The following is a 12,938-nucleotide window of genomic DNA, read 5'->3' as shown; positions in this document are numbered from 1 at the left end:
TCTCCTTTAAAAAAGAACCCGTCCCAAACGAACAGCGACCGTAAGCACTGGCTCACTGCCGCTGTTGCGTTTCGGACGGGTTACTGATGGTTAAGTAAAACTCGGGAGTTAACGTTTCGGTCAGTCGTTTACCGAGAGCAGCTTCCAGTTGCCGGGTCGCCTCCTGACAACCACTTCCCTGGTAACCCCGGGAAACAACCCGGGAACTCCCTTCCGGACTGACAATGATTTCTATCTGTTTCAAGCGACACCTCCTGTCTGCAGTAGGAGTTTGACCGACCCGTCGGACAACCGCTGTTCGGTCAGGGAGTACCCCTGACGTCGAGCAATGCGGCGGGTCTGTTCCACCGCGTACGACTGGAGGAAGGAATTCAAGTGCACGGGGTCACCCCAGCGTCCTTCGTAGTTGTCGTAGCTGAGTTGGCCCGTGTCGGTATGACAAACGACGGGATATCTCCAGTCGGGCAGCTGGACCTGCCACCCGGTTGCTGCGGAGCTGTAGAGCTGGACGGTTCCGTGTACCGGCTCCGTTAATCGGTTACGAACACAGGCGGCCTGAATGGAGGCCAGTTCCCGTACTTCCGTTTTGATCTGCACGATGTGGGACATGAGGTTCCTTTCGTAAAGTGAGGAATAAAAAAAGGGAGCCCGAATCGAATGACTCGGGCTCCCTTGAGTTTTTTTTAGCTATCAGTAACTGCTGATAGCTAGCGTGTCTGGTGCATGTTATATGACACAAATGGAACCGTTATTTAGGTTCAAATATGTCTAATAAGTACTGTGGCGGGACGGAAAAAGTTTAGAACGAGGAAGAAAAATAAACATTCTCTGGAACAGAATCGAGAATCAAAAAGGTTAGCGAATAATCAAACCATAAAAACATTGAAAATACTCATAACTTGTTGTGAGACAGTGCATTATGGTGGTGTGTCTGGGTCGGGAGTGGAAAACGTACACGTTTTTTTCAGGTCAAGTATTCAGGGGCTGATCTCGTTATAAACATCGTTTTTTCTTCACAGTCGTGTATCACGATCCCCTTCTAAGACGCTCAAGGCCACCGGTTAAGTCTATTACCCAACTTGTGCTTCGTTCTTCAACTCGAGAAAAGTCACAAGTTTTGAAAAAAAACTTCAAAGCGATTTGCTGAACCGAAATAAGGCAAATTCGTGATTCAAAACGATGGGATTATCGACCTGTGAGGAGGCTCGGACGGTTACTCAGCGGTCTCCATTTAACAAGAGTGATTGCTCCTGATAAGACCGACTACAGAACTGCGTCATTGCTCTCGGGAGACGTTATGAGAAGTGCTAAGGATACTTGGCGTTTCTTAGCGTAGGAAAGCCAACCGCTAGAACTACGTCTGGAGATAGCGAGAGGGAAATATGTAGAGCCCAATATCTCCTGGGTGTGGGCTCTCTACCCGTCCCTGGGAATCAGAGCATGCTCGACCATAGGAGCCCACTTACGGGAAAGTACCACACCCCGGATACCACGGCCATCACTGGCTCTCCAGAAGGTATCGATTCAAGTGAACAAAAATCTCATGAATTCTTCAAAATAAATATTGTTCATTGTGATCTTCTGTGAAGTGTACATGCAGCTAAAACAACACCACTTTTAGGGTGTCTAATCATACTTACGTCAAATCGGGCTAACCAGGTAGCAGATTATTTACACTAGTTTGTACAGCGTCAAATCTGGCCCAAATTAGCCCGTTTCAGGGGCTCCGGGAAAAAGTCTTTTGTTATTTATAATGTATACCCTCAAAAAATGAGAATTTGACTACTCTTCCGTACACTATTTTTGGGTCTGAAATCGTCCAGAATGAAAAACTCCTCAGAGCCGCTCTGTGAGGTCCCGGTTTTGAACTCGATAGAGTGGTCGTCTCAGGTGGCGATCGCATGACAGCGAGCCTGTGAGCTGTGTCGAGGTCAAAGTTTCGGCTAGATTCGTGTCAGGGCTCGGCTAGGTTCTCAAATCTCGTCTCGAAAACCGGTCTTCCACCTTTTACGGTTGGCGACCTAACTTTGGGGGTTTTCCACAGCGGCGCCGAGCGGAGCGAGAATGCCGCTGTTATAAGTTAAGCGAAGCGGAGTGTTAGACGTTCGAATGAACGAAGTGAATGAGAACTAGATATAGTATTCCATACGAAGATATGAGTATGGGATACAGCATGCAGATACGTGCAACTTTGTGACGTAACTTTTTTAGCAAGACGATGTACACTACCTCGAAAGGAGAGAGCTATGTACGAATTTCAAATTAAAGACCCTGTTGAACCCCATCCTTACGAACCAGCTGAGTGGCATTCGGAGTGGAAAAGGAAACCCGGTAAGGCGAGAAAGTATCTCAAGAATCCCGATGCTCTGGCATACACGATCTACGACCCTGCCAAGAAGATCGACTGTATCAGTAACGAAAGAGCCAATCTCTATCATCACTCAGCGTTTGCCACGTTCCTGGGGGAGGACTTCATGACCCTGACGAACAAGCACGGCAAGATGATGACTGAGCCCCAGCGTCTCAGAGGTGTCAACACTCACTGGATTCGCCGGTACTATGAAATCTGGAATCTGGTGAGAATGCTCGGCGGCACTAGAGCCAAGGTTGGTAAGTGTCCTAGCCCGACGATCAAGACGGCATTGCATGGAGACTACAAGAACTTCTGTCAGTACAAACTTTGTCCCTTCTGCCACATGCGAAAAATGGTGAAGTCTGTCTTCGACAAAGTGAAAGCGGCGACTAACGCGGTTCCTGCTGGTGCCGAAGACGAATACTGTCTGGCGTTCGCAAGAGTCGAGAACTGGCTCGACCTGAAGACGGACTTCGACTACGAGGACTTCAACGATCGCATCTGCAAGCAAGACTACAAGATCCTGCAAGAGATCCCTGGTGGTCGCATCACGTTCCGCCCGTTCGGTCCTCCGACGCCGCTACTGGATCACATCGACCAGAACACCTGGCAAGACCTGAGATACTTATTCTGGATCCGGAAAGAACATCGCGAAGACGCCCGAAACGCGGTGGCTGAACTTTGCAAGCGACTACAAAAGTTAGTGATTAGAAAACAGGTATGGAGTTTCGTTCTTTCAACGTAACGTAAGGAATTCGGATTCCTATCCATGTGCAAGAATCTCATTTTATAATCACCCTCTGTCTACCGTTGATTCTCGAACTGTGCCAAGTTTGGTAAACTGATTGGTCATTTGCGAAAGGACGTCTCCTTTAGACTTTTCCTATTCGATGAGTGACAACGTATGGGTGCAAATAGCCGGACAGTTTCCGCAGTATTAAAAGAGCCGAGTGAGCGGCGGATAAGTAAGACAACTGCGGTTTCGCTGCTTTATGCCTGACGCAGTTCTAGAAGAACGCAATGGGCAGGTCACAGGTAGCAGAACTTGGGAGGGCGCATCGAAGAATAGATGAAAAACGGTGCTTGGCGCCAGGTGCCTTGGATATGACACTTAGAATCAGAATGGATCAGGATTAGATCTCTGATTCTAAGTGTCATATCCTCTAATAGCAAACAGTTCCCTGCCCAGGAGCCTCATTCGTTTGTGCACTCCGTCGAAAGTTCAATTTAACGCAGTAATACGTGGCTGGAAAAAAACGAGGAAAATAAAAAAACTTGAGCGACATTGACGATTTCTGCAAAATTCAGTGTGTCACGAAGGCTCTGGAATTCTATATCTCTGACTAGAACACATAAGATATTATGGCCATACCCAATTACCAGAAATGCATGCGTCCCTTACTCGAGATGATTTCCGATGGGGAATCGTATCGTATGCGAGATCTCGTGGAACGGATCGCAGATCACTTTACTTTGACTGCGGCAGAACGTCAGCAACTCCTTCCCAGTAATACTCAGACGATTATTTCGAATCGTACCCACTGGGCTAAAACCTATTTGAAAAAAGCAGGATTAGTAGATAGCCCCGTGAGAGGAGTCTCGAAGATAACTGACGAAGGACTGAAGTTACTTCAGTCTCACTCGGGTGAGATCAACACCACAGTACTGGCTCAGTACGATTCGTTTAATGAATTTAAACAGACTTCGACGACTGCCACTGATGAGTCGGCGGAGGAAGACTCTGCTTCCGATGAGACTCCGGAAGAAGCATTGGAGACTGCGGATAGACTACTCCGGGATTCTCTGGCGAGTGATCTACTGGAGAAAGCACTGAGCTGTTCTCCTCAGTTCTTTGAGCAATTGGTTGTAGACCTGCTGGTGGCCATGGGGTATGGAGGGTCCGTTAAGGATGCTGGCCAAGCTTTAGGAAAGTCGGGGGATGGTGGTATCGATGGAGTGATTAAAGAAGACAAGCTGGGACTCGATCTTGTCTGTATTCAGGCGAAGCGATGGCAGGGGACTGTTGGTCGGCCTCTCGTGCAGGCATTTGCGGGAAGCATGGAGGGGTTCAGAGCTCGCAAAGGTGTCTTAATCACGACAGGCAAGTTCTCAAAGGATGCTCTTGATTACATTGATCGAATTGAACGTAAGATTGTGCTAATTGATGGTCTGCAGCTCTGTCAGTTGATGATCGAACACAATGTCGGTGTCTCGATTGCCCGTAGTTACCAGGTAAAGAAGATTGATATCGATTACTTTGATTCAGAAGACCTTTGATTGCTAAGCCTGAGGTGATGTCATGATTTTGTAATCGATTGCAAAGTTCAGAGGATTTCTGTCAGATCGTGAGGTCGTTTCTTGAAAGGAGTCCGTCAAAAAGATCGCTCTTCATTTACTCGAGACGATCCCAGTCCGATATCCTGGGGCAGTCGTAGGAGTACCTCATCAAGAAGTTCGCAGACGCGACCATCAAAAAGCAGGGCAGCTCTACACCCCGCGGAGCGTCGTCAACCTGATGATGGTACGGATTCTCGATCCGAAAGAGGGGTAATCGATGAGGGGCTCGAGCCCACCATGAAAGATGCCTCAGTAGCGAAGGCATTGTAGACCGCGTAGGCAGGACTTTCGGAACATGCACGCGATTGATTGGGTTGATGGAGGTACTCACCAATTGTAGGGGGAGGATTTCATTGTCGATGCGTTGCTGCGGTTCTCGATTTTCTCACGAAGGTTGACTCCACTCCCGATCTTGTACCCGCCCCGTGCGATGCTTTCGCGGGCGTGTCTGGTATGGTAGAGTTTGTGAGTATTTTACCAGCAGCTGTTCCCCGGGAAGGCCGGGTAGGGCGTTGTGGCAGTCCGTGTTATTTCCATGTAGTTAATAGAAAACTTAAACCCCTCGTATGATCACTGGCGAATTGAAATCCAAAGTTGACAGCATCTGGAACACGATGTGGTCGGGTGGTATCTCGAACCCGCTGTCTGTTATTGAGCAGTTGACCTATCTGCTGTTCATCAAGCGGTTGGACGAGCTGCATACATTGCAGGAACACAAATCTAATCGTACCGGCAAGCCGATTGAGGATCCGATCTTCAATAAGAAGCAGAACCACCTGCGCTGGTCGCGGTTCAAGGAGACGGCTCCGGAGACGATGTATGTTACGGTGAAGGACGATGTCTTTCCTTTCATCAAGACCCTGGGCAGCAATGGGGGTGCGGAAGAGGAGGGGGATTCGACCTACTCCCACCACATGAAGGACGCTATCTTCATGATGCCGACCCCGCGGGTGTTGGCGAACGTGGTCGACCAGCTTGACAGTATCGACATGGCGGATGCCGACACGAAGGGGGACCTGTACGAGTACATGCTCGGCAAGATTGCCAGTGCGGGACAGAACGGACAATTTCGGACGCCGCGGCATATCATCCGGTTGATGGTGGACATGACCGCCCCGACACCGAAGGATACGATCTGCGACCCGGCCTGTGGCACGGCCGGTTTCCTGATCGCGGCATCGGAATACCTGCGAGAGCATCACGGGGACGCTATCTATAAGACCGCAACCAGTCGGAGGAAGTTCAACTCGGGCACGTTCCACGGTTACGACTTTGACAGCACCATGCTTCGTATCGGCAGCATGAACATGCTCCTGCATGGTGTCGAAAACCCCGACATCCGCTATCGCGATTCGCTCGCCCAGTCCGATCTGGACGATGCCGAGCGGTTCTCGCTCCTGCTCGCGAATCCTCCCTTTGCCGGCAGTCTGGACTACGAGTCGACCGCCAAGGATCTGCAGCAGATCGTCAAGACGAAAAAGACGGAGCTCCTGTTCCTGGCCCTGTTCCTGCGACTGCTGCAGACGGGGGGACGGGCGGCGGTGATTGTGCCGGACGGGGTGCTGTTCGGGTCGTCGAAGGCGCACAAGGCGCTGCGGAAAATCCTGGTTGAGGATCAGAAGCTCGACGGGGTGATCTCGATGCCGTCGGGGGTCTTCAAACCGTACGCCGGTGTTTCGACCGCGATTCTGATCTTCACGAAGACCAACTCGGGCGGCACCGACCACGTCTGGTTCTACGACATGCAGTCCGATGGTTTTTCACGAGACGACAAACGGACACCGGAACCCGACAAAAGTAACCTCCCCGACATCCTCAAACGCTGGCAGAACCAAACAGGGGAGAAAAAACGGAAACGGACGGAGCCGAGTTTTCTGGTCCCGAAAGACGAAATCGCCGGTAAAGACTACGATCTCTCCATTAATCGCTACAAGGAAGTTGAATACGAAGCGGTCGAGCATGATCCTCCGCAGGAGATTCTCCAGCGGCTGGCGAAACTGGAGGAGGAGATCGCCGAGGGACGGAAGGAAATGGAGGGGATGATCGGATGAGTTGGCCCCAAACTAGGCTCGGCGACGTGTGCGAGATAGTCTCAGGTGCGACCCCCAAGACAGGGACGCCAGCATATTGGGACGGTGACATAGCATGGGCGACTCCCAAGGATCTCAGTGATAACGATGGTAAATATCTTTATGACACGCCTCGCAAAATCACTGCCGACGGGTTTCGGAGCTGCTCACTCAAGATGCTTCCCGCAGGGTCGATTTTGCTAAGTTCGCGAGCACCGATTGGTCTGGTTGCTATAAATAGAATGCCCGTGTGTACAAACCAAGGATTCAAAAATCTGGTTCCGAGAAAAACTTCCGTATCGTCGGATTATCTTTACTGGTGGCTTCGGTGTAACCGCACGCGCGTTGAGCAGGCAGGGCGAGGCGCAACATTTAAAGAAATTTCGAAGGCGATCGTTGAATCATTGGAAATCCCCCTCCCGCCGCTCGCCGAGCAGAAGCGGATTGCGGGGATTCTGGATGCGGCGGACGCCTTGCGGGCCAAACGCCGCGAGGCGATCGCCCAGCTCGACGCCCTCCTCCAATCCACCTTCCTCGACATGTTCGGCAACCCTGCTACCAATCCGATGGGGTGGGAGGAATGCACTGTCGGCGATGTAACAGGCTGTATTGTACCAGGGCGTGACAAACCAAAATCTTTCACTGGGACAACGCCATGGATCACCACTGATGATCTCATGGATTTAGCGGTCACCTCCCACTCACCAAAAGTCATTGGCCTGAGTGAGCAGGAAATTGATGAAGTTCGAGCGAGGGTCATACCTAAAGGAAGTGTGATCATCAGTTGCGTTGGCGATCTTGGAATCTCTTCAATTGCTGGCTGTGATTTAGTTGTTAACCAACAACTGCATACGTTTCAATGCGGCGAAAGAATCAACTCTCAGTTTCTTACTTTCTGCCTTCCTTTCCAAAAGCCGTGGATGAAGCGACGGGCGACGCAGACAACCCTTCCGTATCTGAACAAAACGAACTGCAACAGTATTCCTATCATTGTGCCGCCGCTTGATCTCCAACGTCGCTTCGCCACAATCGTCGAAACGGTCGAGCAGCAGAAGGCACGGATGCGGTCCCACCTCGCCGAACTGCACGCCCTCTTCGCCTCTTTACAATCCCGCGCATTCAAAGGGGAGATATGATGAGAGGTGAATTGTTGGCCGTTTGGCCTGCGACATGGCGAGAAATTTGGCTTCCCGCCCACGACCCCACTATGGAACTCCCAATCGACCAGAGTATCTTGCTCGCAGGGTATGAGTTTCCGGAAGATTATGAACATCACGATGACTTGTTTTCAGACCTGTATCGAGCGGCATTCAAATCTTTTCGAGATGAATTGACCTCGGACGTTTACGACGCTGAAGGCAATGTTTCCCGCCGCGCTATCAACCTTGCAGAGATCGCAAGTGATCCTAGCCGAGCAGCAGAGTCTTTTGAAAAAATATATGCAACGGATTTCCGATCGGAATCGGCCGCCACTCTTTTCCTTGAGCGAGCATATGACGTGTTCTGTGAGTTCGATGAACTACTGGCGTCCCGGTATTTGATCCTGCTGAAATCTTTCATTGAAAAGTACAGCTTGCGATATGAGATTCATCAACCATGCAGAGTGTGCCCAACCCTGCCTGGGATATGTGCTTCGCTCGTTCGGCGTATCAAGGAGATATGCAAAACAGATCCCCATCTTCACGAGCTGATGGATGATTTCGAAGAGACTATTTCGGACTTGCGGTCCGGCCCAACACCGAACCGGATCCGGAGTTGCATGGTTAAACAGGTCAATCTCTTGGAAGCTCTTGCATCTTTACACCCTGATACTTCGAAGCAAACTATCGGTGCCATCTGCAGTGACTTAACAACCTGGCCCCACGCAAGCCTCTGCGAGGCGATGAAGAACCTGTACAAGTTTACCTGTGATTACCCTGGGATTCGCCATGGGGGAACCAGGTCGAATGCCGTACGCGCCATTGATATGCGCGATATGATTGGTGTGTCGATTTTGCTACTGGGCTTCGTCCCCTATTTGACAGACCAGATTGACCTGAGCATTGTTTACAGAGATCCGGAATGAGCAACTTCGCCTTCCTGCCGAACGACTTCCGAGCCATTGCGGAATCCGCCACGAAGGCGGAAGGTCACATTATGGGGGATCCCCGCGCGGCCTGTTTTCATGCGCGGTTCACGCTGGAGGCGATCGTCCACTGGCTCTATCAACACGATGCCGGGCTACGGATGCCGTATGACCGGAACCTCGGGGCACTGCTGCACAACACGAGTTTCCAGAACCTGCTGCCCGAGGCGGTCTTTCAGAAGGCCCGAGTGATTCAAAGGGTGGGCAACCAGGCTGTCCATAATAAACGACCGGTCCGCCAGTACGACGCCCTGCAGGTGGTCCGGGAACTACACCACGTCTGCCACTGGCTGGTCCGCACCTACAAACCGGCCGCCGCGGCTCAGGAAACGGCCTGGAGTGATCAGCAGGTGCCGAAAGCGCCCCCCACCGGTGAGGTGGTCCCCCGGAAAGAACTGGAGTCCCTCGAAAAGCAGCTGACCGAGCAGAACGAGGCGACCCTCAAACAGCAGCAGGAGCGCATTGAACTCGATGCGGAACTACAGGCCCTGCGAGCGCAACTGGCCGAAGTCCGTGCTGCCACCGAACAGCAGGCCGACCCGCACGATTACGCCGAGGCGGAAACCCGCCAGTATCTGATCGATGTCGAACTGCGGCGGGCCGGCTGGCCTCTGGACCAGTCCCGCGACCGGGAATACGAAGTCACCGGCATGCCGAACGTCAAAGGGACCGGTTACGTTGATTATGTCCTGTGGGGGGACGACGGCAAGCCGCTGGCGGTGGTCGAAGCAAAGAGGACGACTGCCGATCCCGAGGTCGGTCAGCAGCAGGCGAAACTGTATGCCGACTGCCTGGAGCAGAAGCACGGTCAGCGACCGATCATCTTCTACACCAACGGCTATAAGACCTGGATGTGGGACGATAAAACCTATCCCCCCCGAGAGGTGGCGGGGTTTTACAAGAAGGACGAGCTCTCCCGTCTGATGCTCCGCAGATCGCAGCGGCAGGAACTCGCCGTGGCCGGGGTGAAAGACGAGATCGCGGGACGGTACTACCAGAAGCGAGTCATCGGCAGCATCTTCAAGCAGTTCACCGACGCGCGTCGCAAAGCCCTGCTGGTGATGGCGACCGGTACGGGTAAGACCCGGACGGCGATTGCCCTGGTCGATGTCCTGCAGCGGGCCGGTTGGGTGAAACGGGCATTGTTCCTGGCCGACCGGGTCTCCCTGGTGAATCAGGCGTGCAACGCGTTCAAGGCGCATCTGCCGGAGTCGAGCCCGGTGAACCTGGTGACCGAGAAAGAGACCGAGGGGCGGGTTTACGTCTGCACCTATCCCACGATGATGGGAATGATCGACCAGACGAAAGGAGGCGAGGCCCGGTTCGGAGTAGGGCACTTCGACCTCGTGATCATCGACGAGGCCCACCGCTCGGTCTACCAGAAATACGGCGCAATCTTCCGCTACTTCGACTCGCTGCTGGTCGGCCTGACGGCCACGCCCCGCGAGGAAGTCGACAAGAACACGTACGACCTGTTCGACCTGGAGCCCGGTGTACCGACGGATGCCTACGAACTGGGGCAGGCGGTCTCGGATGGTTTTCTCGTCCCGCCCCGCGTGCAGCAGGTCGACATGAAGTTCCCGCGGGAAGGGATCGACTACGATAAACTGACCGACGAAGAGAAGGAGCAATGGGAGAGTCTCGACTGGGGAGACGACGTGGAACCGGGCACGCTGCCGGACCGGGTGAACGCGGCGGCGATCAACAGCTGGCTGTTCAACCAGGACACGGTGGACAAGGTGCTGCAGTACCTGATGGAGCATGGTCACAAGGTGGAGGGGGGCGACCGACTGGCCAAGACGATCATCTTCGCCCGGAATCACGATCACGCGTCCTACATTTACGAGCGGTTCAACCACCACTATCCGCACCACGCCGGTCACTTCGCCCGCATCATCGACAACTATGCAAAGTACCCGCAAAGCCTGATCGATGACTTCTCGCAGAAGGAGAAGGCCCCGCACATCGCGATTTCGGTGGACATGCTGGATACGGGGATCGACGTACCCGAGGTGGCCAACCTGGTCTTCTTCAAGCCGGTCTACTCCAAGATCAAGTTCTGGCAGATGATCGGCCGCGGGACGCGTCTGTGTCCTGGCCTGTTCGGTCCGGAGGACGACAAGCAGGACTTCCGGGTCTTCGACTTCTGCTTCAACTTCGATTTCTTCAAAGAGAATCCCGAAGGGATCAACTCCAGCAACAGCGCCCCCCTGGGAACCCGACTATTCCGCGCCCGGGTCGTGCTGCTCGGCTACGTGCAGAAGAGCCTTGAACTGGATCCGGATTCCGAGCTACGGGCTTCGCTGGCCGACGGCCTGCATGGCGAGGTTGCGGCGATGAACCGGGAGAACTTCATAGTGCGGATGCACCTGGAGATGGTGGAACGGTTTCAGAATCGCGACGCCTGGGACGATCTCAGCGAAAGCGATCGGGAAACTCTGCAAAGTGAGGTGGCCGAATTGCCATCCGAGATCGCCACTGATGAAATCGAGTCGCGTCTGTTCGATCTGATGGCCCTCCGGATGCAACTCGCTCTGGTGCAGATCGACGAGGGGGGATTCGAGAAGCATCGCCAGCGCGTGATCGAGATCGCCATGCTGTTGGAAGAGAAGGGGGCGATTCCCTCTGTCGCCGCCCAGCTCGAGTTTCTCGCCGCCGTGCAGGACAGCGGCTTCTGGGAGGGGATCAATCTGGCGGTACTGGAAGACCTGCGGTTACGGCTGCGGGGACTTGTTCCCTTTCTCGACAGGAAGAAACGCAAGATCGTCTACACCGACTTCCAGGACGAGGTGCTCGGCGTGCGGGAAGATCAGACCATCGTCATTCCGAAGATGACCGGTGCTCAATACGCCAAGAAGGTCAACGACTATCTGCGTAACCACCTGACCGATGTGGTGATTCACCGTCTGCGGATCAACCAGCCGTTAACAGAAGAGGATCTGAAGTCCCTGGAAGCGACCCTCGTTGAGATTGGTGAAGAGGATGGCGAGACGTTGCTGTCCGACCTGCTCGCCAAGAGTGAAGCTCCCTCACTGGCCTACTTCGTCCGCAGCCTCGTCGGCATGGACCGCGCGGCGGCCCAGACGGCGTTCTCTCAGTTCCTGAACGACCGCAGCCTCTCGCCGCAGCAAATCCGGTTTGTCGAACTGGTGATCGACCAGCTCACCGCCCGCGGAGTGATGGATGCGTCGGCTCTGTACGAACCACCATTTAGCAACCTGCACGCCGGCGGCCCCGACAAGTTATTCGCTGGCAAAGAGACTGTGATCAACGCATTGTTCCGAACCCTGTCATCATTGCAACCGCAGACTGGTGCGTAGTGGGAAAGCGGAAACCTGATTCTGAATGAAGACACAAGGCGAAACTATGGATTTGATAACCGCAATCCCGTATCGTAAAAATATTCAACCGACGTTGAAAACGAGTGATTCCAATCGGTTATATCTCTGGAGAGTGGCGGATTTCGAACGAGATTCGTTTCGCGACCTGAACGCTGCTATCAGATTCAACGTGAATATAACCATCCTAGCGCAACGATAGCAGAGAATCACAACACGAGGATCGACATCTATTCTAGGCTGATTCAAGTAGCGTCGCGGTAGTAATACTTGAGCAACCCTCCGAAGCGTTCTCGGCATTCGATCTTACCTGCGATACATCCGGCTTCTTCATCAGGTTCAATCAACTGATTATCCAATCCCTGGTGATTTCGTTCGGAGTGATAGTGAGAAACGTATTCCTTCATCGCGTGCGAATGAGTGCTGACCGAAGAAGATCATCTTTCTCAGGCACTCAGATTTCATACTTCTCATGAATCGTTCAACGGCAAGCTGCGAGACGAATTGCTTGATGGTGAGATCTTCAATACGTTATTGGAAGCGAAAGTTTTGATCGAGCGTTGGCGAAAAGAATACAACACGATCCGACCACACAGTTCCCTAGGCTATCGAGCGCCGGTGCCCGAAACGAAACTGCTCTATCCGCCTGATACAGTCGAACACTAAGTCATGTGACTGGTGTCATTCATGGGGGGCAGGTCAGTTGTTCGCTTTTA

9 protein-coding genes and 2 pseudogenes are annotated in these 12,938 nt (G+C 52.9%); 8 read left to right on the top strand and 3 right to left on the bottom strand.

Going from position 1 to position 12,938, the window contains the following annotated elements:
• Positions 1 to 52 precede the first annotated feature (52 nt).
• Together Pla110_RS21155 and Pla110_RS21150 are read right to left on the bottom strand one after the other, a co-directional pair.
• Positions 53 to 244, bottom strand: coding sequence for a DUF2997 domain-containing protein (locus tag Pla110_RS21155; RefSeq protein ID WP_144998983.1), 192 nt, complete (start codon positions 242 to 244; stop codon positions 53 to 55).
• On the bottom strand, positions 241 to 609 hold the full coding sequence (locus tag Pla110_RS21150; protein ID WP_144998981.1) for a DUF1257 domain-containing protein: 369 nt from the start codon (positions 607 to 609) through the stop codon (positions 241 to 243). The genes Pla110_RS21155 and Pla110_RS21150 overlap by 4 nt, the downstream gene beginning before the upstream one ends.
• A gap of 1,637 nt (positions 610 to 2,246) precedes the next feature.
• Here Pla110_RS21150 and Pla110_RS21145 point away from each other — a divergent pair.
• The 7 genes and pseudogenes from Pla110_RS21145 (at position 2,247) to Pla110_RS21115 (ending at position 12,204) form a co-directional block, all read left to right on the top strand.
• Positions 2,247 to 3,098: a hypothetical protein gene (locus Pla110_RS21145; protein WP_144998979.1), complete on the top strand. Its 852-nt coding sequence runs from the start codon at positions 2,247 to 2,249 to the stop codon at positions 3,096 to 3,098.
• Between the two features lie 617 nt (positions 3,099 to 3,715).
• A complete protein-coding gene (locus Pla110_RS21140) occupies positions 3,716 to 4,630 on the top strand; it encodes a restriction endonuclease (protein ID WP_144998977.1) in 915 nt (304 codons plus the stop codon).
• A gap of 158 nt (positions 4,631 to 4,788) precedes the next feature.
• Positions 4,789 to 4,901 (top strand): annotated as a pseudogene (locus Pla110_RS23225) (N-6 DNA methylase); the annotation flags it as partial.
• 355 nt (positions 4,902 to 5,256) lie between these two features.
• Complete coding sequence (locus Pla110_RS21130) at positions 5,257 to 6,741, top strand: type I restriction-modification system subunit M (protein ID WP_144998975.1); 1,485 nt, start codon at positions 5,257 to 5,259, stop codon at positions 6,739 to 6,741.
• Entirely contained in the window at positions 6,738 to 7,895 is a 1,158-nt protein-coding gene (locus tag Pla110_RS21125) for a restriction endonuclease subunit S (protein WP_144998973.1), read from the top strand. The genes Pla110_RS21130 and Pla110_RS21125 overlap by 4 nt, the downstream gene beginning before the upstream one ends.
• A 146-nt stretch (positions 7,896 to 8,041) precedes the next feature.
• Positions 8,042 to 8,824 (top strand): hypothetical protein, encoded by a 783-nt coding sequence (locus tag Pla110_RS21120; protein WP_144998971.1) that lies wholly within the window; start codon positions 8,042 to 8,044, stop codon positions 8,822 to 8,824.
• Entirely contained in the window at positions 8,821 to 12,204 is a 3,384-nt protein-coding gene (locus tag Pla110_RS21115) for a DEAD/DEAH box helicase family protein (protein WP_144998969.1), read from the top strand. The genes Pla110_RS21120 and Pla110_RS21115 overlap by 4 nt, the downstream gene beginning before the upstream one ends.
• 263 nt (positions 12,205 to 12,467) lie before the next feature.
• Here Pla110_RS21115 and Pla110_RS22780 read toward each other — a convergent pair whose 3' ends face one another.
• The gene (locus Pla110_RS22780) at positions 12,468 to 12,629 is read right to left on the bottom strand and encodes a hypothetical protein (RefSeq protein ID WP_197440371.1); all 162 of its coding nucleotides are present in this window, start codon (positions 12,627 to 12,629) and stop codon (positions 12,468 to 12,470) included.
• 67 nt (positions 12,630 to 12,696) lie between these two features.
• Here Pla110_RS22780 and Pla110_RS21110 point away from each other — a divergent pair.
• Positions 12,697 to 12,888 (top strand): annotated as a pseudogene (locus tag Pla110_RS21110) (integrase core domain-containing protein); the annotation flags it as partial.
• Positions 12,889 to 12,938 lie beyond the last annotated feature (50 nt).

The organism is Polystyrenella longa, from assembly GCF_007750395.1.
GTDB classification, from domain to species: Bacteria; Planctomycetota; Planctomycetia; order Planctomycetales; family Planctomycetaceae; genus Polystyrenella; species Polystyrenella longa.
The sequence above is the reverse complement of the archived record's forward strand: the minus strand, read 5'-3'. Positions and strand labels throughout refer to the sequence as shown.

Bases quoted from the DNA above. Each gene is read 5' to 3' on its own strand.
- Pla110_RS21150 (WP_144998981.1), bottom strand. From the start codon at position 609: ATGTCCCACATCGTGCAGATCAAAACGGAAGTACGGGAACTGGCCTCC.
- Pla110_RS21145 (WP_144998979.1), top strand. From the start codon at position 2,247: ATGTACGAATTTCAAATTAAAGACCCTGTTGAACCCCATCCTTACGAA.
- Pla110_RS21140 (WP_144998977.1), top strand. From the start codon at position 3,716: ATGGCCATACCCAATTACCAGAAATGCATGCGTCCCTTACTCGAGATG.
- Pla110_RS21130 (WP_144998975.1), top strand. From the start codon at position 5,257: ATGATCACTGGCGAATTGAAATCCAAAGTTGACAGCATCTGGAACACG.
- Pla110_RS21125 (WP_144998973.1), top strand. From the start codon at position 6,738: ATGAGTTGGCCCCAAACTAGGCTCGGCGACGTGTGCGAGATAGTCTCA.
- Pla110_RS21115 (WP_144998969.1), top strand. From the start codon at position 8,821: ATGAGCAACTTCGCCTTCCTGCCGAACGACTTCCGAGCCATTGCGGAA.
- Pla110_RS22780 (WP_197440371.1), bottom strand. From the start codon at position 12,629: ATGAAGGAATACGTTTCTCACTATCACTCCGAACGAAATCACCAGGGA.